Source organism: Arthrobacter sp. zg-Y895 (assembly GCF_020731025.1).
In the GTDB taxonomy this organism is placed as follows: Bacteria; Actinomycetota; Actinomycetes; order Actinomycetales; family Micrococcaceae; genus Arthrobacter_B.
This window is the reverse complement of the sequence record NZ_JAJFZY010000003.1, coordinates 720,585-742,740: the sequence shown is the minus strand read 5'-3', so window position 1 is coordinate 742,740 and position 22,156 is coordinate 720,585. Positions and strand designations below refer to the sequence as shown.

Sequence of the window (22,156 nt, the reverse complement as noted above, 5' to 3'; positions counted from 1 at the left end):
GTCAGAGGGCAGCGGCGACGGCGAGCGTTGAGATTTTCTGGAAGCGGGCCACGTTCTCGCCCTCATCCATCACGCCGGAAGAGAGGAATACGAACGTGAGATCGCGCGCGGGATCCACCCAGAACAGGGTCGATCCGGCCCCGTAGTTGCCGAAAGTCCGGGGGCTGGTGAACGGGCCGAAGAAGTTGGGAGCGGTACCTGTGCCGGAAAGGGAAAAACCGAGTCCAAAGTTGCCGCGCGGGGTTTCCCAACCCCGCATGGCAGCGATTCCTGCGTACAGGTCGTTGGGCAGGTCCCCGGTCTGCAGGGTGGTGGCAGCGTCGATGACGGCAGGCGCCAGCAGCTGCTCGCCGTCGACGGCGCCGCGGTTGCGGAACAATTCGGCAAATCGGAACACGTCATCGACCGTGGAGGTGGCGCCGACCCAGGGCATCTCCGCGTCCTCGGTGATATGCGTGTTCAGGCATTCGATATCCTCGGGTGCCAGCCAGCCGTCTTCAGGCACGTAAACCTTCAGCGGTACCGCGCGTCCGGTCCTCCCCGACGGGAGCCCGAAGGCAGTGTCCTGCATCCCCAGAGGATCGAAGACCAGGTCCCGGGCCAAATCGCGGAAATGCTCGTAGCCGTAGACGCGGCGGACCATCTCACCGATGAGCGCGTGGTTGATGGAAGGGGCGTAATTGAGGTTGCTGCCTGGAACATTGACCACGTCCACGCTCCCCAGAGCAGCAATGACATCGGCCAGGACACCGAAACGTTCCGCCGGCAGTCCGGGGTCCGGGGTCGCGGGCATGCCGGAGCGGTGCGTCAGCAGGTGACCAAGATTGATTCTGTCCTTGCGTACGGCACGGAACCGGTCGGTGCCGAAGAACTCGGGTATCACGTCCACCACGCGAGTGGACAGCGCGAGCCTGCCCTCACCGAGGGCACGGTAGGCCAGCGTGTTGGTGAATGCCTTGGACATGGACAGGATGCGGTAAACGTCCCCGCGCTGAGTTGCCCGGCTGGTTTCCCGTTCGGCGAACCCGTAGCTGCCCTGCAGGCCGATCCGGCCGTGGCGGGCCACGATGATGTTCACCCCGTCGTAGTCGCCGCGTTGGATGTCCGCCTCGATGGTGTCTTCAAGGGTTTTCAGGGCAGAGGGGTTCAGACCCTCAACGTTGTTGATCATGGAGCCTTCCGGGGACGGGTTTATACGGGGGAGATGGTGCTGGTCAGGACATCAGGGCGCCGCCGGACGGCGAGAGCACCTGTCCGGTGTAATGAGCGCCGGCGTCGGAGGCCAGGAAGACCAGAGTCCGGGCAATCTCCTCGGGTTCGGCGAGCCGTTTCAGCGGTTGCAGCGCCAGCAGTGCCTGAACATGCTCCTCCCCGGACTGGGTCAGCAGGGGAGTGTTGATGCCGGCAGGAGCCAGTGCGTTCACGCGGATGCCGAAGGGGGCCAGTTCACCGGCGGTGGTGCGAGTCATCCCGACGACTGCGGCCTTGGATGCGGGGTAGTAGGTGGGCATGGGCAGGCCCACAAGTCCGGCCACCGAGGCGAAGTTGACGACGGCGCCCCCGCCGGCGGCCTTCAGCAGCGGGACGGCTGCGCGCAGGCAGTAAAAAGTTCCGTAAACATTGATCCGCATGACGCGGTCGAAGTCCTCGTCAGGAATCTCTGTGATGAATTCAGGGCTGAACGGCTCTCCGGCCTTCATTGCGGCCAGCATCCGGTGGTTGATTCCGTCCAGCCACTCGGTGGCCTGCCGGTGAGGGGTATTCACGCCGGCCGCGTTGATCAGCACATCCAATCGGCCCTGCTCGTCTGCCACCCGCTTAAACGCTGCGGTGACAGCGGCCGAGTCTGCAATGTCCACAGCCAGCCCGGTGGCGTGCGGTTCCTCACCGAATTCACGGTCCACGGCGTCCTGGGAGATGTCCAGGGCATAGACCCTGGCGCCTTCGGCCAGAAAAGCCCGGGCGGCGGCCAGACCCATTCCCGAGCCGGCTCCGGTAATAACTGCGATCTTGTCCTGCAGGTCCACGCGAACTCCTCTGACACGTTGTGATGTGAACCACATCATGCCAGTTGGCTAGACAGGTGTCTAGTCAACTGAATGCGTTTCTGCGCCGCCTATCGCCTATTAAGGGCGGCCGCCGTCGTCGCCGTGACCCTGGCCTCGATCCTGCTGTACGCGGTGGTTGCCGCAGTGGAGGCGGCACTGAAGCAGCGCGCCGGGACGTAGCCGGCACCCGCCGTCCTGGCTCCGGGGGAGGGCAATGCAGTGGAAACGGTTGAGTGCCGGGCGGTGCGGCGCAAGACTGTTGGCGTCGGGTGTATCCGCCCGCGTGCGCCGAACCGGCAGGCCGGCGGACTTTGAAAAGACAGGACGGACACCATGGAGCTTGTTCCGAACAATTCGCTTAAGTGCGCAACGCCGGAGGAAGGCCGGCAGCTGGCCATTCAACTGGCGCTGCAGACCGCCTTTGCCATCCAGCCGGACGGGCAGGCGGAGCACATCATCCGGGATGCCTATGCCAACAACCCGGACGGCATCATCGCAGCCTCGCACGTGGTGGCCACAGAGTTCGCGACCGTTGCGGCCGCGAACAACTACTGGCGGTAGTCCTTCGGCCCGCCTGCCCCGACGGCCTAGGCGTACAGCCGGCTGAGGAACCGGGCGATAACGGCCGGACGCTCCTGGCCCTCGATTTCGATGGTGAGGTCCGCGACCACGTGCAGGCCGTTGCCCTTGACCTCCTGGACCTCGGCGATTGTGGCGGTCATCCGGATCCGGGAACCGACCTTCACCGGTGAGGTGAAGCGGACCTTGTCCAGGCCGTAGTTGACCTTTGTCTTGACGCCCGTCACGTCGAGCAGCTCGCCCCACATCGGGATCAGCAGCGACAGCGTCAGGAACCCGTGGGCTATCGGGGCGCCGAAGGGGCCGTCCTTGGCCCGCTCCGGATCAACGTGAATCCACTGATGGTCGTCGGTGGCATCGGCAAACAGGTCCACCTGACCCTGCGTAATCTCGCGGTAGGCAGAGGTGCCGACGTTCTTGCCGATGAGGTCCTTGACCTCTTCGAACGCTACGACGGTCTGGGCGGAGGCGGGTGCTTCAGTCATGGAAAACTCCTAGGTTGTTGGACGGATACGGCGGAACGTATCAGGCGAAGGCGCTCTTGCCGGTGACTGCGCGGCCTACGACCAGCGCATTGATTTCGTGGGTTCCCTCGTAGGAATAGACGGCCTCGGCGTCGGCGTGGAAACGGGCGACGTCGGTGGCCAGGGTGATCCCGTTGCCGCCGACCACTTCGCGGGCCAGGGCAACGGTTTCACGCATGTGCAGGCTGATCCACATCTTCGCCAGGGCGGAATCCTCATCCCGGAAAATCCCTTCCTGCTGGCGCTCCGCGAGGCCTGCCACCAGATTCAGGGACGCGGTGACGTTGCCCAGCATGCGGGCAAGTTTTTCCTGGACCAGCTGGAAGCTGCCCAGCGACCGGCCGAACTGTTCGCGGCTGCGCACGTACCGCAGGGCCGCTTCGTATGCTCCGGCCTGGATGCCGGTGGCAATCCAGGCGACGTCGGACCGCATAGCCCGCAGCATCGCCGCGACATCCTTAAAGGAGTTCACGTTGCCGAGCCGACGGGATTCAGGAACACGGACACCGTCGAGGTAAATATCGGCATTCTGCATCATCCGCAGCGACGTTTTGCCGCGGATCTTTTCGAGCCGCACCCCGGGCGCTTCACGGTCCACGAGGAACCCCTTGACCTGTCCGTCGGCGACGTCCCGGGCGAAGACCGCCAGGTAGTCGGCAGTGAACGCCCCGCCGATCCACCGCTTGGCCCCGTCCAGGATCCACTCCTCGCCGTCACGGCGTGCCGACGTCGCCAACCCGCCGGCAATGTCCGAACCGTGCTCGGGCTCGGTCAGGCAGAACACGCCGGTCATCTCAAAGGAGGTGATCAACGGATCCCACTGCGCGAACTGCTCCGGCGTTCCGCCTACCCGGCAGGCTGTGCGGAAGAGCCCGGCCTGCGCGGTGTAGTAAGTGGCAAGCGAGGCGTCGGTGCGGGCCAGTTCGAAGATCCGGAAGCCGTGGTAGAGCGCGCGGGGTTCGGCGCCGTCGGCAGTCAGCTCCTGTGGAACCATCAGGTTCAGCTCCCGCAGCGGGCCGTCCAATTGGTACGGGAACTCCCCGGCCTCCCAGTACTCGGCCAGCAGCGGCCGGGCGGAGTCCTCCAGCACGCGCCGCAGGCGCCGCAGCGGAGCCTTCTCCGCCTCGGTCAACCGCCCCTCGACGTTGAACGGATCGCAGTCGGGGTACAGGCGCGGCTCGGTCAGCACCCCGGTCATGCGCTTTCCCCTGCGCCGGCAGCGCCGGCAGCGGCGCCGGCCGCTGTATCCAGCCCGAGCAGGCGCACCGCGTTGTCCTTGAGGATCTTCGGGCGCACTTCATCCTTGAAGCTCTGCTGCTCAAAGGCGCCGAGCCACTTCTGCGGGGAAATCAGCGGATAGTCCGTGCCGAACAGGACCTTGTCGGCCAGCATGGAGTTCGAGGCCCGGACCAGGGACTCCGGGAAGTACTTCGGCGACCAGCCGGACAGATCAATCCAGACGTTGGCCTTGTGGGTGGCAATGGAGTTGGCCTCGTCCTGCCACGGCACGGACGGGTGCGCCATGATGACCTGCAGTTCCGGGAAATCCGCGGCAACGGCGTCGAGCAGCATCGGGTTCGAATAGGCGAGCTTGATGCCGTAGCCCCCGGGCAGCCCGGCCCCCATGCCGTTCTGCCCCGTGTGGAACAGGGCCGGGACACCCAGGGCGGAAATGGCCTCGTAGATCGGATAGAACTGCTGGTCCGAGGGATCGAAGTTCTGCAGCGAGGGGTGGAACTTGAAGCCCTTGACGCCGTAGTCCTCCACCAGCATCCGCGCCCGGTCCACGGCACGGCTGCCCTGCAGCGGGTCCACTGAACCGAAGGGAATCAGCACGTCATTGTTGCGCGCCGCGCCCTCGGCAATCTCCTCGATGGAGTTCGGTTCGTGGCCCAGAGCGGTGGTGGCATCCACGGTGAAGACGACGGCGGCCATCCGCCATTCGCGGTACCGCTCGGCGATGGTGTCCAGGGAGGGGCTGCGGTCCTCCGATTTGAAGTACTTGGCCGACGCCTCGGTGAGGGCTGCGGGCAGCGACGCGTGGCCGTGGTCGGAGCACTCGATGTGCACGTGCATGTCGATGGCGTCCAGGGACGCGAGGTCCAGGCCGTATTCATAGCGCATAGCGGTTTCCGTCCCTACCGGGCCTGCGGTTCAAGTTCTTCGGGCAGCGGAGGCATCTTCTCGCCGACCGGCTGGAGGTTTCCCTCTATGAGCGCCGGGAACTGCTCGCGCAGGGCCTCAAACGTCCACCCGCCCTCACGGTATTCGGTGACCACGGGTACGGGGTGGGAGAAGATCTGCAGCCGGTCGCCGCCGGCACCGATGACCTGCCCGGTGATCCCTGCCGCGTCGTCGGAGGCCAGATATGCAACCAGCCCGGCGACGTCGGCGGAGGTGCCGAAACCCAGGTCCTTGCGGAAGAAGTCCGGCATCGGCTCACCGCGGCGGTCTGCGTCCACGGCGCTGCGGAAGTAGGGGACCGTCTCGGTCATGGCGGTGGCGGCCACGGGAATGACGGCGTTCGCGGTGACGCCGGCCTTGCGCATTTCCAGCGCCCAGGTGCGGACCATGCCGACAATGCCGGCCTTGGCGGCGGCGTAGTTGGTCTGCCCGAAGTTGCCGTACTGGCCGGTGGGGGAGCCGATGGTGATGATCCGGCCGGCCACGTTGTTTTCCTTGAAGTACCGGTAGGCCTCGCGGGCGCAGGTGAACGTTCCGCGCAGATGCACCTGGATCACGAGGTCAAAATCCTCGTCCGTCATCTTCAGCAGCGACTTGTCCCGCAGCACACCCGCGTTGTTGACCAGGATGTCCAGGCGGCCGAAGGCGGACACTGCGCCTTCCACCAGGGCGGTGGCGGCTTCAGTGGTGCCTACCGGGGCGACGACGGCGACGGCCCGGCCTCCGGCGGAAGTAATCATTTCGACGGCACGGTCAGCTGTTTCCTGGACCACGTCATTGATCACGACGGCGGCGCCCTGGCGGGCGAGTTCGGAGGCGTAGGCCAGCCCGAGGCCCTGGCCGGAGCCGGTGACGACGGCGACCTTTCCGGCGAGTGCACCAGTGGATTCAGTGGTCATGCGAAGCTCCTTTGCTCAGGCCTGCCGCATGTGACTGCGGCCACGTTGCGGCGGTGTTCCCATTCCACGACATATCATTGAAAAAGTCAACAGTTAATATCCTCACTTATTGGGAGAAGCGACTATCTCCTAGGATGGGGTTCTGACCGTGCCCCTGCTGAAGGATCAAACACTCCATGAGCACCTTCCCTGACGGCGTTGCCGCCCGCTTCGCCGCTACCGATCTCGGTGCCGAACCCGTCTTCCTGATGGCCCGCGCCGCGTCCATTGGCTCGGCCGAGGCCAACCGCCGGCTGGCGGACCTCGGCCTGAAAGTGCGCCACTACTCCGTGCTGTCCCTGGCCTGCAGCGGAGCTGCGCCGACACAGCGGGAGCTGAGCCAGTTCCTGGTGCTGGATCCCAGCCAGATCGTGGCCATCATCGACGAACTGGAGAGCCGCGGCGCCGTCGAACGCCAGACCGACCCCCGGGACCGCCGCTCCAAGGTCATTGTGCCCACCGAGGACGGAGACGCGCTGTACGCACGGGCCAGGGAGGCAGTGCTCGGAGCCACGGCGGCCTCCATGGCACAGCTCTCCGCCGACGAACAGGACGAACTCCGGCGGCTGTTGCAGCGGGTCGCTTTCTAGCTGCCGCTGGACGCCGCAGTGCCGCATCCTCTTGGAGCGGAGGATGCGGCACTGTTTTGAGGCGGGGTCAGTGCTCGTGCGTCTCCAGGTCATAGTCCTTGGATTCGCGGGTCAGCAGGATGAAGATGGCACTGATCAGTGCCATTCCGGCCAGGTACCAGACCACGGGCCCGGTGTCCCGGCCGCTGGAAGCATAGATCGAGGACAGGATGCCGGGTGTGAAGCCGGCGCCGAGCAGGGTGGCGAACTGGTAGCCCAGGGACGCACCGGTGTACCGGGCGGTGGTGCCGAACTGTTCGGAGATGAACGCGGCCAGTGGTCCGTAAATGGCGGCATGGAAGAGCAGGCCCAGCATAAAGACGGCGAAGATCAGCCAGACGTTGCCGGTCGACAGCCAGGAGAACATCGGGAAGATCATGGCGATGAACAGCACCAGGCCGGCGACCATGACCGGACGGCGGCCCAGCCGGTCGGAGAGCCGGCCCATACCCACCACGAACGCGACGCTGAGGATGGAAGCGGCGGCGAAGACGTAGAGGACCGACTGGCGCTCGGCTCCGTGTTCCACGGCGTAGCTCACGGCAAAGGTGGCCAGGAATACCTGCAGGGCAAAGCCCGAGGCTCCGCCGAGCATGGTGAAGATCAACGCGCGCGGCCGGCGCAGCACCTGCATGATCGGCAGCTTGGGCTTGGCGTAGTCCCGATCGGCTGCTTCCTTCTCCACCGCTGCCTTGAAAATGGGGCTTTCGGAAACGCGGGAACGTACAAAGAGTCCCACCACAAGGAGCAGCGCCGAGAGCAGGAACGGAACCCGCCAGCCCCAGGACAGGAACTGGTCCTCCGGCATGGAGGCGAAGAGGCCCAGGATGAACGTGCCGAGGGCCGCGCCGGTGGGGGCTCCGGCATTGGTGAAGGAGGCTGCGAATCCGCGTTTCCCCTTGGCTGAGTGCTCCAGCGCCATGAGGGCGGCTCCGCCCCATTCGCCGCCTACGGCAATGCCCTGGCAGACGCGCAGCAGGATCAGGATCACGGCGCCCCAGGAACCAATGGTGTTGGCGCTCGGGATCAGACCGATCAGGGTGGAGGCAATGCCCATGATGAGCATCGACAGAATTAGCATCTTCTTGCGGCCCAGTCGGTCACCGAAGTGCCCGAACACGGCTCCGCCCAGCGGCCGGGCAAGATAGCCGGCGGCGAAGGTGCCGTAGGAGGCGATGGTGCCGGCCAGCGGATCCAGGTTGGTGAAGAAGACATGCGGGAACACCAGTGCCGAGGCGGAGGCGTAAAGCAGGAAGTCGTAGAACTCGATGGTCGAGCCGAGGTAGCTGGAGAGAATGACCCGGCGGGCCTCGTTCTTTCCGGGGCGCAGCGCCGGGGAGGCCGGAGCGTCAGGAGCGGATGACATGGTTTCCTTCGAAGGGGAGTGATGGATGGCGGGGTTGCAGGCTGGGACCTGCTCAGGCACCGGCACGCAGGACGTGCTTTTGGATCTTGCCGGTCGCGGTGCGGGGAAGCTCGGTGACGACGTTGACCCGGCGCGGCAGCTTGTAGGTGGCCAGCCGCTGGCTCAGTTGGGCGCGGATGTCCTCGCTGGTGCGGGCGTCGCCGTCGGCCAGGACAATAAAGGCCAGTCCGGTTTCGCCCCACTTCGAGTCGGGGATGCCGATGACCGCTGCATCCCGGACGCCGGGGATGTTCAGCAGCGCGTTTTCCACTTCGGCCGGATAAACGTTCTCGCCGCCGGAAATGTACATGTCCTTGATCCGGTCCTTGATGTACATGTATCCGTCTTCGTCCACGACGGCGATGTCACCGGAGTGATACCAGCCGCCATCAAGTGCCTTGGCGGTTTCTTCCGGCTTGTTCCAGTAACCGGACATCACGTTGGGGCCCCGGACGATCACTTCTCCGGGCACTCCCTGCGGCACGGGCCTGCCGTCGAAATCCACCACCTGATGCTCCGTGAAGAAATGCGGACGGCCCGCTGATCCGGCTTTCGTAACGCCGTCACGCGCCTCGAGCATGCACACCCCGGGAGCGGTCTCCGTCATGCCGAAGCCCTGCATGATGGCCGCCCCCTTGTCCGCCCAGGTGCGGATCATCCGTTCGGGAACCGGTGATCCTCCCACCATGAATCCACGAACCGAGGACAAATCCGCCTCGGAAAACCCGGGGTGCTCGCTGAGTGCATCGAGCATGGCTGGAACCATGAAGGAGGAGGTGACCCGGGAAGCGGCGATTTCGTGCAGTACGGCGTCCGGCTTGAAGGAGCGGTGGATGATGATCCGGCCGCCCAGGGTGAAGGCGGGCAGGGTCATCATGTTCAACCCGGCAATATGGAACAGCGGCGCCACGGCTAGGTGCACCTCGTCCTGCCGCAGATCGACGCCGATCAGCGCATTGACGTACTGGTAGAACAGATTCTGGTGTGAAAGCATCGCACCCTTCGGCCGGCCGGTGGTGCCGGAGGTGTACATAATCAGGGCGAGATCCTCCATCTCGACGCCGTCCGGCACCGGATCCCCGCTGCCGGCGGAGAGGAAGTCTTCGAACCCGGTTCCCGGCCCGCCGCCGTCGACGCTCAGCCACGTGTCGACGTCGAGCTCCGCGGCGAGCTGTTCGATGTTCTCCCGCTGCTCTTCGGTGTAGGCCACGGCTTTGGCGCCGCAGTCGCGCAGGATGTAGTCCACCTCGGCCTGCCGTAGGCGCGGATTGACCAGGACGCAGGCGGCACCGATCAGGCCGGCGGCAAAGAAGGTTTCCAGCAGGGCCGGATGGTTGAAGCCGACGTAGGCCACGCGGTCTCCGCGGCGGATCCCGGCGTTGAGCAGGGCATTGGCCAGCCGGCGGACGCGGCGGTCCACGTCCGCGTAGGTCCACTCGCGACCCTCGAACACGATCGCCGGATCATGCGGGCGTACCTTTGCCCGCCGTGCCGGCCAGGAACCGATTCCCAGATTCACCGTGACTCCTTTGTCGTGAGCTAGTTCACATTCAAAAACCATTGGAACAGCAATCTATTGATAAAGTCAATGATTGTTGAGGCGGACGACGGCGCAGGCGCTGGGCGCCCGGCGCGGTCGAAGATGACCGAGGCCTGAGCGGAATGCTGGCGCAGGGCCGGACATCAACGGGCCGAATCCCACCGCCGGCATCTCCCTGGTGCGCGTGCCGCTGGCCCTCAGCTGCTTTTAAGAATTCTCAAAGAAACAAGTTCGAGGATGGAAACTGTCAGAAAACCACTTATTCGGAGGTGAAACAGCACCATGGCTATAGGCAGCGGAGCTCGGAAAGCCATCGTCTGGGGCGGCGGCGCCCTTGCCGGTGTGGGCCTGCTGGTTGCCAGTTTCTTTGCGGGTACGGCTGTAGCGGACAATCCGGAGTTTGAGCAGGCCGGCTCCACCACCCAGGAACAGGACGCCGGGGACAACGAGAGCCGGGATTTGTTCGACGAGCAGGACGAGCAGGACACTCAGGACGAGCAGGACACCCAGGACGAGAAGGGCGAGGACGCCGACGGCCGCGACGGTGACCGCGACGGCGACGGACGGGGTCCCGACCGGGAGGATGCCGAGGGGCCGAACCAGGATCAGGACACCGACGCCGAGGAGGAACAGGATCCGGACGGCCAAGGTCCCGACCTGAAGGACCAGAAGGACCAGGAGGACCAGGACGCCGAGGCGGGTGAAGGCCGGGGCGACGGCGGCCGCCACCACGGCCGGCACCATGACGGCCCTCGCGGCGGTGACGGCGGGCCGGATGGGGACCGGGAATCCGAGAGCGGAAGCGGGGACGGATCGGCCCCCGCGTAGTTCACAGCCATAAGGGCCGGGTGCAGAGGCGCCCGGCCCTTTTGCGCGTGGAGCAACCGAACAGCCACACCGAAGCAGTGCGCTTGGGCTCTTGGGGAACCAACGTGCGGTTTTCGGTATCCTGCCGCTCGCTGGAGTGGAACCATGGCAAAAAGGCCGGTGGACAAACCGATCAGGAATCAAGAAGCGCGTTCCGTCCGCCCGTCGGTAGCGTGAGGAAACACCGGACAGGACAGCAGCAGGGAAAGCGCGATGAGTGTCGTATCAGCAGCCGTGGACAAGGACGGAGGATCCGGCCGGGCGTTGGAGAACTCCCGCCGGCTCGCCGACCTGGCCCGACTGCGTCGGGTACGGGACCGGATCGACCGCGAGTATGCCAAACCGCTGGACGTTGAAGCACTCGCCCGCGGAGTTTTTATGTCCGCCGGACACCTCAGCCGGCAGTTCCGCCTGGCGTACGGGGAGTCGCCGTATTCGTATCTCATGACCCGGCGCATTGAACGGGCCATGACCCTGCTGCGCTGCAGCACCAGGAGTGTCACTGACGTGTGCTTCGCCGTGGGGTGCTCCTCGCTGGGTACCTTCAGCACGCGGTTTACCGAGCTGGTGGGGGTCCCGCCGGGAACCTATCGACGGCTGGCTGCACAGCAGGAACTGGACCTGCCGGGGTGCGTGAGGCGCACTGTGCAAAGACCGATCAGGAAAGGGCGGTTTTCGCCGCCCCAGAGAGGGTGAGCCCGATGGACATCTCCATCAATGCTGTATTTCTTCCCCAAACGGACCCCGATGCTTCGCTGGCGTTCTACCGCGACGTGCTGGGCTTCGAGGTCCGCAACGACGTCGGCTACGGCGACATGCGGTGGATTACGGTAGGTCCGCCGGACCAGCCGGGAACCTCCATTGTGCTGGAACCGCCCGCAGCGGACCCGGGAGTCACTGACGCCGAGCGCAGGACCATCGAGGAAATGATGGCCAAGGGCACCTATGCCGGGATGCTGCTGGCGACGGCCGATCTGGACGCGGCATTCGAGCGCGCCGTCGCCGGAGGAGCGGAGGTGGTCCAGGAGCCCATGCAACAGGATTGGGGCGCCCGGGACTGCGCGCTGCGGGACCCGGCCGGCAATCAGCTGCGGATCCAGGAACTGCGGTAGGTCTCCGGGACTACTCCCGGCGCGGCTCGGGCACCAGGTCCAGGAGGTGGGTCTCCACGTAGTCCAGGGCCAGGCGCACCGCACCCGTGGGCACCAGCATGGTGCCCAGGTTCGAGACGGCGACCCGGGGCGGTGTCACCACGTACCGGTCCAGCTCACGCGTCATGGCGGGCAGCAGGGCAGTGGCCGACGCCGCCACCGCGCCGCCGATCACGATCAGCCGCGGATCGAAGAACGAGGACACCAGTGCCAGTACCCGGGCCATCCGCCGGGCAATCCGGTCCAGGATTTCTTCGGCCACCGGGTCCCCTGCCTCGGCCGCTTCGAACACCAGCCGGGCCGAGGCGCGGTTGGTGTCCGGTCCCACGAGTTCGCGGATCCGGCCGTTGTGTCCTTCCTTCAGGGCGGCGCTGCCCCAAAGGCGGGCGAGCTTGGCGATGCCGTCCTCGTTGCCCACCCCTTCCACCAGATCCAGCGCACCCATGGCGCCGGTGCCGCCGGACGCGCCGTGCAGCAGGCGGCCGGACTCGATGATGCCGCTGCCGAGGCGCTCGCCGGCCAGGATCACCGCCAGGTTGTTTTCGCCCGCACCGACCCCGCGCCAGCGTTCTGCCAATGCCGCGAGCTTGGCATCGTTTTCCACGAGCAGCGGCCAGCCCCGGGAATCGCTGAAGGTGGAGCTCAGTCCGAGATCGAACATCGGCGCCACCTCCTGGCCCGGGGCGACGTCGCCGGCGCCGGTTACCTGCGCGGCGATGCCCATCCCCGCGCACAGCACGGCCGACGAGGAAATCCCTGCGTCCTGCAAGGCGGCATCGACGGCCTCGGTGACCACGCGCCGTCGTTGGTCCGGTTCTCCGCCGTGGCGCGGGAACCGGGCCTCCGATTCGCCGACGACGGCGCCCGCGAGGTCGGCGACCAGCACCCGGACGGTGGCGATGCCGACGTCGAGCCCCAGGACATAGCCGGCACTTTCATTGAATTCGAACCGGCGGGCGGGCCGGCCTTTCTGCCGATCGATGCGCGGGGAAACCGTTTCCCTCGCCCAGCCGCGGGCAATCAGATCGTCACACACGGCAATGACGGTGGCGCGGGTCAGGCCGGTGGCGTTGATCAGGTCGGTGCCCGTGGCGGAGGGGGCAGCACGGAGCACCTCCAGCACCGCGCGCAGGTTGGTGCGGCGCAGTAGCTGCGGAGTGTTTGCTGAGGCGTCCATGGAAGTGCCCTTTGACGTGTGGCGGTAATAACAGCATAATTATAGGAGACAATAAATTTAGTTCCTAAATTTAGTTTCAGCATCAAGGAGGCACCAGTGACGGTACGCGTCGGAATCAACGGTTTTGGTCGGATTGGCCGCAACTACCTGCGGGCAGCCCTGCAGCACGGCGAAGGGTTCGAGGTTGTCGCAGTCAACGACCTCGCCGATCCCGCACAGCTGGCCCACCTGCTCAAGTACGACTCGGTAGCCGGACGCCTGTCCGAGAAGGTCACCGTCGAAGACGGAAACCTCGTGGTCGGCGGCAACACCATCAAGGTCTTCGCAGAGCGCGATCCGGGCAACCTGCCCTGGGCCGACCTCAACGTGGACATCGTCATCGAATCCACCGGCTTCTTCACCAACGCCGACGATGCACGCAAGCACATCTCCGCCGGCGCCAAGAAGGTCCTGGTTTCCGCACCGGCCAAGGGTGACGCGTTCACCGTGGTCATGGGCGTAAACGAGGGCGATTACGACGCCGAGAAGCACGACGTCATCTCGAACGCTTCCTGCACCACCAACTGCCTGGGCCCGCTGGCCAAGGTCCTCAACGACGCCTTCGGCATCGAAAAGGGCCTCATGACCACCGTGCACGCCTACACGGCAGACCAGAACCTGCAGGACGGCCCGCACAAGGACCTGCGCCGCGCCCGCGCCGCAGCCCTGAACATGGTTCCCACCTCCACCGGTGCCGCCAAGGCCATCGGCCTGGTCCTGCCGGAGCTGAAGGGCAAGCTGGACGGCTTCGCCATCCGCGTCCCCGTCCCCACCGGTTCCGTTACCGACCTGACCGTCACGCTGGAAAAGGAAGCCACGGTCGAGGAGATCAACGCCGCCTACGCCAAGGCTGCACAGGATCCGCGCTGGGCCGGCATCCTCACCTACACCGAGGATCCGATTGTCTCCTCGGACATCGTGGGCGATCCGTCCTCCTGCATCTTCGACTCCGGCCTGACCCGCGTCATGGGCAACCAGGTCAAGATCGTCGGCTGGTACGACAACGAGTGGGGCTACTCCAACCGCCTGGTCGACCTGACCGGACTGGTTGCTTCCAAGCTCTAATAAGCAACAACGCACGACGGCGCCGCGCCGGACTCCCTGCGAGTCCGGGCGGCGCCGTCGTCGTTTAATGTGCTGGTCGCTTTGTACGTGAAGTTCAGCTGGTTCGAGCCGCTGACTGGATGACCTCGGCGAGGTCGCGGGGGCGGCTCCACATCGGCCAATGCCCCGTCGGGAGGTCAATGACGTCGAGGTGCTCAATGTTCGCGACTTCGGCAAACACGGCATGGCCTGAGCGTGCCAGCTCCAGCACCTGTGCGCTCGGGATCGAGCAGCACACCAGGGTGGTCCGGACCTTGCGGCGGGCATCGTTCGTGAGCTCGACGGGCTGGCGAAGGACGGGGCCGGGCTCGGGGACGGCCCGGGCCCGAAAACGCTCGAGGACCTCTGTGCTCAGGCCTTCAAGGCTCGCCTGCTGTGCCAGGACGTCGAGGGGCGGCAGCGGAAGCTCCTCCACCTCCTCCGGGAGGTCCGGGGCGAAGACGCTTCCCGCCGCCGCAGGGCCGGAGTCGACCCACACCACCCGGCCAACAAGCTCAGGGTGCCGGTCAAGGACGAGGCTGACGGGGGCGTTCGCGCCGCTGTGGGCGACGATGGTCGCGGGCTGATCCGGCCCGAGGCCGGCGAGGACCTCCAGGACCGCTGCGGCCTGATCGTCGAGAGTCTTCACCGCGCGCTTAGGATCGTCCTCATCGAGGCCCGGCAAGGTCATCGCGATTACACGCGAGTGGCCGGTGTTCAGGTGTTCAAGGACTTCATCCCACGCCCACGCGCCCAGCCAGTGGCCGGCGATGAGGATGATGGTGGGACTGCTCGTAGTAGTTGTCATATCCCTACCTTCGTAGGCGCAATGGGCAGGTGTATGTCACTATTTGTGGCATGAATTTGATCCGGGCTGAACGGTGAAGCGAGCAGAACGGCTCCATGCCCTGTCCGAGATGCTGCGCCGCAACGGGTCGCGGGGGTGCTCCGCCGAGCGGCTGGCCAGAGAGTTCGGCGTGTCCGTGCGCACAGTCAAGCGAGACCTCGCTGCGCTCGGGAACAGCGGCGCGCCCGTATGGTCGCGCCCGGGTCCGGGCGGTGGCTACGGATTGGCCGTAGGCGCGTCCCTGCCGCCCGTCAGCCTGTCCCCGGCGCAGGCCGTGGCGCTCCTGGCGGCCGTGTCCGCTGCACCCGATGCCCCCTACGCCGATCTCGCAGCCCCCGGGATCCAGAAGATCCTGGACGTCCTCGATCCCGGAACCCGGGCAAGAGCCGACGAGCTGGCCGGCCGCGTCTGGATCAACGCGGTTCCTCCTTCTTCGCGCACAATCAGGTCGGCACTGGAGGAGGCGATGGCCGAGCAGCGGGTAATCCGCATTCGCTACGCAGCGAAAGACGGGACCACGACCACCCGCGACGTCGAACCCGTGCTGTTCGCCTCCACGAACGGCCAGTGGTACCTCGTTGGGTGGTGCCGACTACGCAACGCAATGCGATGGTTCACCGTGTCGCGCATCGAGCGGGCCAGCGTAACCAAGACGGCTTGCGGCAGCCATACCGTCCACGAGGTCGGAGAACCTCCGGCGAACGCCAGGCCGGTGCACGGCCGGGGCGACTGAGCCGCTCAGTCAATTTCTCCGGTAAGCATCCCTAATTACCGGGACCCCTTGCGGGACCTCTCGATTGTCGATAAGTATTGATTGTCCTTCAATCGAAGTGATCCCGTAGGGAGAGCATGATGGGAAAAGCAACCATCCTGGCGTTGCGGATCGTGCTGGTGCTGGTGTTCCTCGGCACCCTGTTTGTGCAGGCCGTGCTGGTGCCGCTGTTCGGCGTCGATCTGGCCGAGGCGGGAGCCGAAGCCGTCCGTGTGCCGGTCCTGGTGATTGTGGTGCTGGGGGTCCTCGCCTTCCAGGTCTGCCTGGTCTGCGTCTGGCGCCTGCTGACCATGGTCCGGCGGGGAACAGTGTTTTCCTCTGCGGCCTTCCGTTACGTAGATGTGGTGATTGGTGCGCTGTCGGCAGCAGCGCTACTGCTCTTTGCCCTGGGGGCCGTGCTGGCACCGGGAGAAGAGGCGGCCCCCGGCACCGTCCTGCTGATTGGCGGTATGGGGGTGACCGTGGCGGCCGGCGCCCTGCTGGTGCTGGTGATGCGGGCGCTGCTGGCCTCCGCCGTCGATACCGCGGCGGAAGCCAGCCACCTGCGCGCCGAACTCGGCGGGGTGATCTGATGCCGATCATTGTGGACATCGACGTGATGCTGGCCAAGCGCAAAATGCCCGTCGGTGTGTTGGCCGAACGGATCGGCATCACCCCGGCGAACCTGGCCGTGCTGAAGAACGGCCGCGCCAAGGCGGTGCGGTTCACCACCCTGGCGTCGTTGTGCGAGGTCCTGGACTGCCAGCCCGGTGACCTGCTGCGCTGGGAGGCCAGTGAAACGGACGGGGCCGACGACAGCGGCGGGTTCCTCGACGCCGTGCCCCGCCAACCAGCAGGCTAGGCCATCGATTCATCCGCCGTGTCCGTGAGGATCTGGCCTCCTTGCAGGTCTTCCCGTCCGGAAGCCGCGTCTTCTGCCCGTGCGGCCTTTAGCCGCGCGGCAGCGTGCTGTCCGGCACGGCGGCCGCTGAAAATGCAGTCTGCGAGCGATAGTCCGCTGACGTAACTGTTGGAACAGACGCCGACAGCGTTGCGGCCAGCGGCATAGAGGCCAGGGATAAGCGTGCCGTCCTGCCGTTTCACCAGCCCGGACTCCCCGTCCACCACCAGTCCGCCCAGCGTGAGGCCCGGAATCGGATAGAACGGCGAGGCATCAACGGAAATGTTGTAGGCATAGAAGGGAGCCTTGCCTACGGGAACGGACAGTTCAGGAGCTTTATGGGCGGGATCGCCGGCGCCGCTGGCAATACCTTGGTTGTAGGCCTCTACGGTTTGCTGCAGACCTGAGGCATCAACACCGATTTTCATCGCCAGCTCCGCGAGGGTACCCGCTTTCTTGTGGCCAACGGTCAGAAGGAAGGCGACCTGTAGCTTTTGGAAAATCTGGGTCTGGGACCAGACCTGGCCGCGCGCCTTCTTCCAACTCACCGAGTCATAGACGGCCCAGCCCTTGCCGCCGAACTCCCGCATCAGCACGTTGCCGTGGGTGGCCCCGTAGAGATCCTCGTTCTTGATCCGGCGGCCGTTCAGCCCCACGGTAACTCCTTCTATGAAGGCGCTCGGCGGGGAGAGGAACCGCCAGGCCGTCACGTTGCCCATCTTGGCCGTGGCTCCGCCCGCATTCATGCCGAGCTGGATTCCCGAACCATCATCCGCCGGTGTCCCCAACGGGGAAATCCCGGTGAATTCCGGGGCATAACGCTGGACCCATTCCTGGTTGTAGATGAAGCCTCCAGCAGCCAGAACCACTGCTGACGCGCGGGCTTCCTTCTCTTCGGCGCCGCTTTCCCACAGGCTCTTGATCTTCGCCACCGGTCCTTTCACCAGACCGGGAGTCCAATTGCCCAGCTTCCCCGTGAGCCGGGTCAGCCGTGCGTGTTCCGCCGCATTGGCATGGTCCTGCCCGAGTACGCGATACCGCACCCCCACCACGCTTCCGTCCTCCACGATCAGGTCACTCACTTGGGCCAATGGAACAAAAACCACCCCCTTCCGCCGGGCGGCGGCAGCGAGGGCTGACCACAGCACCTTGCCTGAAGCCAGCCCCTTGGCAACGGCGCGGTGTCCACGCGGTGCGGGTTCGGCAGTGAGGTTGTACGGATAGGCCTTCTCGTTGCCGGAAAAATACAGGTAGTGCTGGTCAGTGGGGTACGACGTCTTGTAGGACGGAACGCTGCTTCCGAAGACCGCTCCCTGCTGCTCCAGCCAGGTGATTGTCCCCGGGCTCTGGGCGCAGAAGCGGCGAAGCGTTGAGTCATCAACGCTGTTTCCCGCCTCCTGCCGCAGGTAGTTGTAGAGATTCTCGACGGTGTCTTCATAGCCGGCCTCGCGTTGCTGCCGGGTGCCGCCACCTGCATAGACGACGCCTCCGGACAGGGCGCTCGCTCCGCCGCCGTAAGACCGATCCAACACCAGCACCCGTGCTCCGTTGTCGGCTGCCTCAATGGCTGCTGCCGCACCTGCATCTCCGTACCCCACTACGATCACATCGAACTGCTGCACTTCGGGCATAACGACCTCCTTGTCGGGACCTCAATTCCGGCAGAGTCTGCCATAACTCGCAGAACGGGACAAGGGCTACGGTTGAGCCATGAGTTCGAGCAGACGAGCACCGGGACGCCCCCCGCTTCTGGAAGAAGTTGAATTGCGTGCACGGGCATTCGACGTCGTCGTCCGTCAGGGTTACGAAAATGTCACCGTTGGCGACATCGCGGCGGAGGTAGGAGTAAGCGTCCGTACCCTTCATCGATACTTCCCTGCCAAGGCGGACATTGTCTGGGGAGCCGTTGACTCTGCTTTTGAGGCGTTGAAGCAGGGGTTCGATCAGGCGGGAGAGGACCTTCCCCTCATCGACCTCATTATCGCCGCCGTGACGGCGGCGTTTGGGGAACCCGATGAACATTCCGTGCTCAGCCGCCGCCGCATGCGGCTGATCGTGACCATCCGCGAACTGCAGTCCAGCCAGTCGGAGATGTACCAGTTGTGGCACGGTCAGTTGGTAGAGATCATCGCCAGGCGACTGGGCGAACCCGGCGACGCGCTGCAGCCGAGGGTGCTGGCCTCTGCAGTGCAGGCAGTGATCATGGAAGCCCTCGCGTTCTGGGCATTCCAGGATGATGCGGACACGCCTTCGGCGGTTGTAGCCAAGGCACTGCGGGCGTTCGAGCTGTTGAATTCGGCGGCGGCGCGGGACTAGCGGTCAGCCGCGCCGGTGCTGCTCCAGGACCCGCCCCAGGATGCGCGCCCCCTCGCCGAACGCACCGGGATTCGGTCCGGAGTAGTTCAGCCGCAGGTAGGCACCGGCCTGCTCGGCCGGAAACCACTCATTGCCAGGTGCCACCCGAACGCCGGCGCTTTCGCAGTCCCGGGTGAGCGCGGCCAGGTCGGTGTTGTCCGGCAGGCGTACCCACAGGTTGAGTCCGCCCTTGGGGACCGCCTCCACCTGGGCGCCCGGAGCGTGCTCCCGGAGCGCATCAACCAGCAGGTCCCGCCGGCCCGCCAGCTGGTGCCGCAACTGGCGCAGATGCGTTCGCCAGGCGGGCTGGGTGACGACGTCGAGCGCCACCGCCTGCAGTATTCCGCTGACATACACCGAGGACGCCTGGAAGTCGGCCAGCAGCCGCTCGCGCGCAGGGCCGCGGGCAATGATGGCTGCCACCCGCACCGCCGGGGAAATGCTTTTGGTGAGGGAGCGCAGGTACACCACGTGCCCGCCGTCATCGCGGGCGGCCAAGGGCGCGGGATCAGCGGCAATGCCGAAGTCATGTGCCCAGTCATCTTCGATCAAAAACGCTCCGTGCCGCCGTACGGTCTGCAGCACCTGGTCGGCCCGCTGCCGAGACCAATAGGCACCGGTGGGGTTGGCGAAGGCGGGCTGGGCGTAGAAAGCCCGGGCACCGGTCTGCGCGAAGGCGCGTGCCAGCTCCTCCGGGTCCGGACCGTCACTGCCGCTGGGCACCGGGATCACCTGCACTCCGGCCTGCGCGGCGGCCAGGATGGCGCCCCAATAAGTGGGGGATTCCATCAGCAGCGGACGGCCGGGCCCCACCAGGGCGCGGAACGCGGCGCTGAGCCCGATCTGGCTGCCGGGGAGGATTACGACGTCGGAGGCTGCCGGAGGTGCCACCCCCGCCGGGGCATCCCTGCCCAGTTCGGCGGCAAACCAGGCACGCAGTTCGGGCAGCCCGGCGGCGGGGGAGCGGGAGAGGGCGGCATCGGTGCGGGCGGCGCGGGCGAAAGCCGCCCGGACCAGGCGTCCGGGCAGAAGCTCCGGGTCCGGATAGCCGGAGTGCAGCGCAATCACGTCATCCGCCACGGACCGCATGGCGCTGGAGAGGGTGGGCAGGCTGCGCGGGGCGCCGAGGGCGGCGGTCTGCCAGCCGTAGTCGTGGGCGCGGGCAACGGTGCGGGCGCGGACAAATGTTCCTGCGCCGGGCCGGCTTTCCACCAGGCCCAGGGATGCCAGTGTCCGCAGCGCTTTCTGCACCGTGACCGGACTGGCTCCGTGCCGTGCCACGAGCTCACGGGTGGACGGCAGCTGCGCCCCGGGAGCCGCAGCCGAGATCCACGAGTGCAGCTCTGCCACGATCCGGTTCGCACTGCTACTATCTGCCATGAAGCCACATAATAGCGCTACTCTCAGCATGCCCACACTGCTACCGACCAGCCGCGAGGGCCTGTGGTGGGGCCTGCTGGGCGTCACCGCCTTCTCCTTTACCCTTCCCTTCACCCGACTCGCCGTGGCGGGCGGCATGGCGCCGCTTTTTGTCGGATCGGGCCGGGCGGTGGTCGCGGCCCTGCTCGCTGCCGCCGCGCTTGCACTGACCCGGCAGCGGCTGCCGCGGGGCACGCAATGGGCGCGTCTGGCCCTGGTGGGCGGCGGCGTGGTAGCCGGTTTCCCGCTGCTGACATCCTTCGCGCTCGCCACCGCCCCGGCCAGCCACGGTGCCGTTGTCACCGCCCTCCTGCCCGCCGCCACCGCCGTGATGGCAGTCCTGCGCACGCATGAGCGTCCGCCCCGCCGGTTCTGGGTTATGGCAGCCGTCGGGGCAGCGGCCGCCGTTGGATTCGCGGCCATCCAGGGCAGCGGGCTGGCCGGACTGCACCCGTCGGACCTGCTGTTGTTCGCCGCGGTGATCGCCGGAGCGGTTGGCTACGCCGAAGGCGGCATCCTGACCCGGGAGCTGGGTGCCTGGCAGACCATTTCCTGGGCGCTGGTGCTCGCCTCGCCGGTCATGGCAGGCCTGACTGTGTTCAGCCTTGCCGGGAGGGCGCCTGCCGGTGGCCCGGGGGAATGGGCTGCCTTCGCCTACCTGGGTGTAGTGAGCATGTTCCTGGGCTTCTTCGCCTGGTACCGCGGCCTGGGTATCGGCCCCATGGCCCGGGTCAGCCAGGTGCAGCTGGCCCAGCCGGTGCTGACCATCTGCTGGGCAGCCCTGCTGCTGCATGAGCGGCTTGCCTGGGGCACCGTCCTGGGCGGGCTGGCCGTCATCCTCTGCGCGGGCGTTGCGGTGCGGACCCGTGGACGAAAGGCACCGCCGTCGTCCGCCTGACCGGCACGCACCGGAGCCGGACTCAGGGCCAGGAATCCTCATCCTCGTGGCAGATCAGCATTTCACGGACCTCGCAGCCGGCGGGCTGGCCCAGCACAAAGAGGATCGCGGCAGCCACGTTTTCCGGATCGTTCAGCCGTGAATCGTCCTGCGGGCGGTACTGCTCGGTGCGGTCATCGAAGAACCGCGTTTTCATGCCGCCCGGGATCATGGTGGTCACACCCACCTGGCCGCGGGTCTCGGCGGCCAGGGCACGGCTGAAACCGATCACCCCGAACTTGGAGGCGCAGTACGCGGTGGCGTCGGAGACGGCCTTGAGCCCCAGGGTGGAAGCCACGGTGATGACCCGGCCGTGGGAGACGGCCAGATGCGGCAGGGCGGCGCGGACCACGGAGACCGTGCCCAGCAGGTTCACGCCGATGACCTTCTCCCATTCCTCCGCCGCGACGTCTTCAAGCCGGCCGCAGCGGTCAATACCGGCGGCGGTGACCACGGCATCGAGTCCGCCCAGGATCTGCGCCGCCTCCAGGACGGCCGCTTCCACGCCGGCGCGGTCCGCCACGTCCACCTGCACGGCCTTGGCCGCCGTGACGGCGCTGATATCGCGGTCCAGCACCACCACGGATCCGCCCGCGGCGGTCACGGCGGCGCTGACGGCGGCACCCAGCCCGGAGGCGCCGCCGGTGACCAGCACCCGGCCGGTAAACACCGCGGGAAGGGGAGGCGTTTGGGGGAGGGGGTCCGGGACCGGGAGAGGACCGGGCACAGGATCGGGCAGGGAGGCCGGTGCGGGGGCCGCGGGGAACAGGGTCATGGGATGT

25 protein-coding genes are annotated in these 22,156 nt (G+C 66.3%); 12 read left to right on the top strand and 13 right to left on the bottom strand.

All coding sequences use genetic code 11. The annotated features are described in order from the left end of the window. Position 1: 1 nt before the first annotated feature. Both LJ760_RS05270 and LJ760_RS05265 read right to left on the bottom strand, forming a co-directional pair. Positions 2-1,171: a serine hydrolase domain-containing protein gene (locus tag LJ760_RS05270; RefSeq protein WP_227920263.1), complete on the bottom strand. Its 1,170-nt coding sequence runs from the start codon at positions 1,169-1,171 to the stop codon at positions 2-4. Positions 1,172-1,214: 43 nt separating this feature from the next. Continuing rightward, the gene (locus LJ760_RS05265; protein ID WP_227920261.1) at positions 1,215-2,027 is read right to left on the bottom strand and encodes an SDR family NAD(P)-dependent oxidoreductase; all 813 of its coding nucleotides are present in this window, start codon (positions 2,025-2,027) and stop codon (positions 1,215-1,217) included. 72 nt (positions 2,028-2,099) lie between these two features. Here LJ760_RS05265 and LJ760_RS17385 point away from each other — a divergent pair, with 72 nt between their 5' ends. Both LJ760_RS17385 and LJ760_RS05260 read left to right on the top strand, forming a co-directional pair. Beyond that, on the top strand, positions 2,100-2,228 hold the full coding sequence (locus LJ760_RS17385) for a hypothetical protein (protein WP_269436505.1): 129 nt from the start codon (positions 2,100-2,102) through the stop codon (positions 2,226-2,228). A gap of 153 nt (positions 2,229-2,381) precedes the next feature. Further along, positions 2,382-2,609, top strand: coding sequence for a hexameric tyrosine-coordinated heme protein (locus LJ760_RS05260; protein WP_227920259.1), 228 nt, complete (start codon positions 2,382-2,384; stop codon positions 2,607-2,609). Positions 2,610-2,635: 26 nt separating this feature from the next. Here LJ760_RS05260 and LJ760_RS05255 read toward each other — a convergent pair whose 3' ends face one another. The 4 genes from LJ760_RS05255 to LJ760_RS05240 are packed head-to-tail and all read right to left on the bottom strand — an operon-like array spanning position 2,636 to position 6,234. After that, positions 2,636-3,112 (bottom strand): MaoC family dehydratase, encoded by a 477-nt coding sequence (locus LJ760_RS05255; protein WP_227920257.1) that lies wholly within the window; start codon positions 3,110-3,112, stop codon positions 2,636-2,638. A gap of 40 nt (positions 3,113-3,152) precedes the next feature. After that, positions 3,153-4,349 carry an acyl-CoA dehydrogenase family protein gene (locus LJ760_RS05250; protein WP_227920255.1) on the bottom strand — a complete coding sequence of 399 codons (1,197 nt, stop codon included), beginning with the start codon at positions 4,347-4,349 and terminating at the stop codon, positions 3,153-3,155. Further along, a complete protein-coding gene (locus tag LJ760_RS05245; RefSeq protein WP_227920245.1) occupies positions 4,346-5,275 on the bottom strand; it encodes an amidohydrolase family protein in 930 nt (309 codons plus the stop codon). The genes LJ760_RS05250 and LJ760_RS05245 overlap by 4 nt, the downstream gene beginning before the upstream one ends. A gap of 14 nt (positions 5,276-5,289) precedes the next feature. Further along, positions 5,290-6,234 (bottom strand): SDR family NAD(P)-dependent oxidoreductase, encoded by a 945-nt coding sequence (locus LJ760_RS05240; RefSeq protein ID WP_227920242.1) that lies wholly within the window; start codon positions 6,232-6,234, stop codon positions 5,290-5,292. A gap of 176 nt (positions 6,235-6,410) precedes the next feature. On the opposite strand from LJ760_RS05240, the gene LJ760_RS05235 reads away from it, so the two are divergent. Continuing rightward, complete coding sequence (locus tag LJ760_RS05235) at positions 6,411-6,863, top strand: MarR family winged helix-turn-helix transcriptional regulator (RefSeq protein ID WP_227920239.1); 453 nt, start codon at positions 6,411-6,413, stop codon at positions 6,861-6,863. A gap of 67 nt (positions 6,864-6,930) precedes the next feature. Here LJ760_RS05235 and LJ760_RS05230 read toward each other — a convergent pair whose 3' ends face one another. Next, the gene (locus LJ760_RS05230) at positions 6,931-8,268 is read right to left on the bottom strand and encodes an MFS transporter (protein ID WP_227920237.1); all 1,338 of its coding nucleotides are present in this window, start codon (positions 8,266-8,268) and stop codon (positions 6,931-6,933) included. Between the two features lie 52 nt (positions 8,269-8,320). Then, complete coding sequence (locus LJ760_RS05225; protein WP_227920234.1) at positions 8,321-9,826, bottom strand: acyl-CoA synthetase; 1,506 nt, start codon at positions 9,824-9,826, stop codon at positions 8,321-8,323. Positions 9,827-10,129: 303 nt separating this feature from the next. Between LJ760_RS05225 and LJ760_RS05220 the strand changes: the two genes are divergently transcribed. The 3 genes from LJ760_RS05220 (at position 10,130) to LJ760_RS05210 (ending at position 11,826) form a co-directional block, all read left to right on the top strand. Next, positions 10,130-10,675, top strand: coding sequence for a hypothetical protein (locus LJ760_RS05220; RefSeq protein ID WP_227920232.1), 546 nt, complete (start codon positions 10,130-10,132; stop codon positions 10,673-10,675). Between the two features lie 252 nt (positions 10,676-10,927). Continuing rightward, a complete protein-coding gene (locus LJ760_RS05215) occupies positions 10,928-11,410 on the top strand; it encodes a helix-turn-helix transcriptional regulator (RefSeq protein WP_227920229.1) in 483 nt (160 codons plus the stop codon). A gap of 5 nt (positions 11,411-11,415) precedes the next feature. Continuing rightward, positions 11,416-11,826, top strand: a complete 411-nt coding sequence (locus LJ760_RS05210) for a VOC family protein (protein ID WP_227920226.1) — start codon at positions 11,416-11,418, stop codon at positions 11,824-11,826. Positions 11,827-11,836: 10 nt separating this feature from the next. Here LJ760_RS05210 and LJ760_RS05205 read toward each other — a convergent pair whose 3' ends face one another. Further along, a complete protein-coding gene (locus LJ760_RS05205) occupies positions 11,837-13,042 on the bottom strand; it encodes an ROK family protein (protein WP_227920224.1) in 1,206 nt (401 codons plus the stop codon). Positions 13,043-13,138: 96 nt separating this feature from the next. Between LJ760_RS05205 and gap the strand changes: the two genes are divergently transcribed. Beyond that, positions 13,139-14,146 carry a type I glyceraldehyde-3-phosphate dehydrogenase gene (gap, locus tag LJ760_RS05200; RefSeq protein WP_227920222.1) on the top strand — a complete coding sequence of 336 codons (1,008 nt, stop codon included), beginning with the start codon at positions 13,139-13,141 and terminating at the stop codon, positions 14,144-14,146. Between the two features lie 94 nt (positions 14,147-14,240). Here the strand turns inward: gap and LJ760_RS05195 are convergent, their stop codons facing one another. Further along, positions 14,241-14,972 (bottom strand): alpha/beta fold hydrolase, encoded by a 732-nt coding sequence (locus tag LJ760_RS05195; protein WP_227920220.1) that lies wholly within the window; start codon positions 14,970-14,972, stop codon positions 14,241-14,243. 73 nt (positions 14,973-15,045) lie between these two features. Between LJ760_RS05195 and LJ760_RS05190 the strand changes: the two genes are divergently transcribed. The 3 genes from LJ760_RS05190 to LJ760_RS05180 all read left to right on the top strand — a co-directional run bounded on the left by LJ760_RS05190 (position 15,046) and on the right by LJ760_RS05180 (position 16,624). Continuing rightward, entirely contained in the window at positions 15,046-15,744 is a 699-nt protein-coding gene (locus tag LJ760_RS05190; protein WP_227920218.1) for a helix-turn-helix transcriptional regulator, read from the top strand. A 119-nt stretch (positions 15,745-15,863) separates the two neighbouring features. After that, on the top strand, positions 15,864-16,355 hold the full coding sequence (locus LJ760_RS05185) for a DUF2975 domain-containing protein (protein WP_227920938.1): 492 nt from the start codon (positions 15,864-15,866) through the stop codon (positions 16,353-16,355). Continuing rightward, positions 16,355-16,624, top strand: coding sequence for a helix-turn-helix domain-containing protein (locus tag LJ760_RS05180; RefSeq protein ID WP_227920216.1), 270 nt, complete (start codon positions 16,355-16,357; stop codon positions 16,622-16,624). Before LJ760_RS05185 ends, LJ760_RS05180 begins: the two co-directional genes overlap by 1 nt. Here LJ760_RS05180 and LJ760_RS05175 read toward each other — a convergent pair. After that, the gene (locus tag LJ760_RS05175; protein WP_227920213.1) at positions 16,621-18,294 is read right to left on the bottom strand and encodes an FAD-binding protein; all 1,674 of its coding nucleotides are present in this window, start codon (positions 18,292-18,294) and stop codon (positions 16,621-16,623) included. The genes LJ760_RS05180 and LJ760_RS05175 overlap by 4 nt on opposite strands. Positions 18,295-18,427: 133 nt before the next feature. Here LJ760_RS05175 and LJ760_RS05170 point away from each other — a divergent pair, with 133 nt between their 5' ends. Further along, complete coding sequence (locus tag LJ760_RS05170; RefSeq protein WP_227920212.1) at positions 18,428-18,979, top strand: acyl-CoA-like ligand-binding transcription factor; 552 nt, start codon at positions 18,428-18,430, stop codon at positions 18,977-18,979. 3 nt (positions 18,980-18,982) lie between these two features. On the opposite strand, the gene LJ760_RS05165 is transcribed toward LJ760_RS05170, so the two are convergent. Next, the gene (locus tag LJ760_RS05165; RefSeq protein WP_227920211.1) at positions 18,983-20,398 is read right to left on the bottom strand and encodes an aminotransferase-like domain-containing protein; all 1,416 of its coding nucleotides are present in this window, start codon (positions 20,396-20,398) and stop codon (positions 18,983-18,985) included. On the opposite strand from LJ760_RS05165, the gene LJ760_RS05160 reads away from it, so the two are divergent. Beyond that, on the top strand, positions 20,397-21,335 hold the full coding sequence (locus LJ760_RS05160; RefSeq protein WP_227920210.1) for a DMT family transporter: 939 nt from the start codon (positions 20,397-20,399) through the stop codon (positions 21,333-21,335). The genes LJ760_RS05165 and LJ760_RS05160 overlap by 2 nt on opposite strands. A 22-nt stretch (positions 21,336-21,357) precedes the next feature. Here LJ760_RS05160 and LJ760_RS05155 read toward each other — a convergent pair whose 3' ends face one another. Then, positions 21,358-22,149, bottom strand: coding sequence for an SDR family oxidoreductase (locus LJ760_RS05155; protein WP_227920209.1), 792 nt, complete (start codon positions 22,147-22,149; stop codon positions 21,358-21,360). Positions 22,150-22,156 lie beyond the last annotated feature (7 nt).

Coding starts and splice junctions, on each gene's coding strand:
- LJ760_RS05210 (WP_227920226.1), top strand. CDS start 11,416: ATGGACATCTCCATCAATGCTGTATTTCTTCCCCAAACGGACCCCGAT.
- LJ760_RS05235 (WP_227920239.1), top strand. CDS start 6,411: ATGAGCACCTTCCCTGACGGCGTTGCCGCCCGCTTCGCCGCTACCGAT.
- LJ760_RS05155 (WP_227920209.1), bottom strand. CDS start 22,149: ATGACCCTGTTCCCCGCGGCCCCCGCACCGGCCTCCCTGCCCGATCCT.
- LJ760_RS05240 (WP_227920242.1), bottom strand. CDS start 6,234: ATGACCACTGAATCCACTGGTGCACTCGCCGGAAAGGTCGCCGTCGTC.
- LJ760_RS05180 (WP_227920216.1), top strand. CDS start 16,355: ATGCCGATCATTGTGGACATCGACGTGATGCTGGCCAAGCGCAAAATG.
- LJ760_RS05160 (WP_227920210.1), top strand. CDS start 20,397: ATGAAGCCACATAATAGCGCTACTCTCAGCATGCCCACACTGCTACCG.
- LJ760_RS05270 (WP_227920263.1), bottom strand. CDS start 1,171: ATGATCAACAACGTTGAGGGTCTGAACCCCTCTGCCCTGAAAACCCTT.
- LJ760_RS05215 (WP_227920229.1), top strand. CDS start 10,928: ATGAGTGTCGTATCAGCAGCCGTGGACAAGGACGGAGGATCCGGCCGG.
- LJ760_RS05205 (WP_227920224.1), bottom strand. CDS start 13,042: ATGGACGCCTCAGCAAACACTCCGCAGCTACTGCGCCGCACCAACCTG.
- LJ760_RS05230 (WP_227920237.1), bottom strand. CDS start 8,268: ATGTCATCCGCTCCTGACGCTCCGGCCTCCCCGGCGCTGCGCCCCGGA.
- LJ760_RS05195 (WP_227920220.1), bottom strand. CDS start 14,972: ATGACAACTACTACGAGCAGTCCCACCATCATCCTCATCGCCGGCCAC.
- LJ760_RS17385 (WP_269436505.1), top strand. CDS start 2,100: ATGCGTTTCTGCGCCGCCTATCGCCTATTAAGGGCGGCCGCCGTCGTC.
- LJ760_RS05245 (WP_227920245.1), bottom strand. CDS start 5,275: ATGCGCTATGAATACGGCCTGGACCTCGCGTCCCTGGACGCCATCGAC.
- LJ760_RS05165 (WP_227920211.1), bottom strand. CDS start 20,398: ATGGCAGATAGTAGCAGTGCGAACCGGATCGTGGCAGAGCTGCACTCG.
- LJ760_RS05250 (WP_227920255.1), bottom strand. CDS start 4,349: ATGACCGGGGTGCTGACCGAGCCGCGCCTGTACCCCGACTGCGATCCG.
- LJ760_RS05255 (WP_227920257.1), bottom strand. CDS start 3,112: ATGACTGAAGCACCCGCCTCCGCCCAGACCGTCGTAGCGTTCGAAGAG.
- LJ760_RS05185 (WP_227920938.1), top strand. CDS start 15,864: ATGGGAAAAGCAACCATCCTGGCGTTGCGGATCGTGCTGGTGCTGGTG.
- LJ760_RS05220 (WP_227920232.1), top strand. CDS start 10,130: ATGGCTATAGGCAGCGGAGCTCGGAAAGCCATCGTCTGGGGCGGCGGC.
- LJ760_RS05260 (WP_227920259.1), top strand. CDS start 2,382: ATGGAGCTTGTTCCGAACAATTCGCTTAAGTGCGCAACGCCGGAGGAA.
- LJ760_RS05175 (WP_227920213.1), bottom strand. CDS start 18,294: ATGCCCGAAGTGCAGCAGTTCGATGTGATCGTAGTGGGGTACGGAGAT.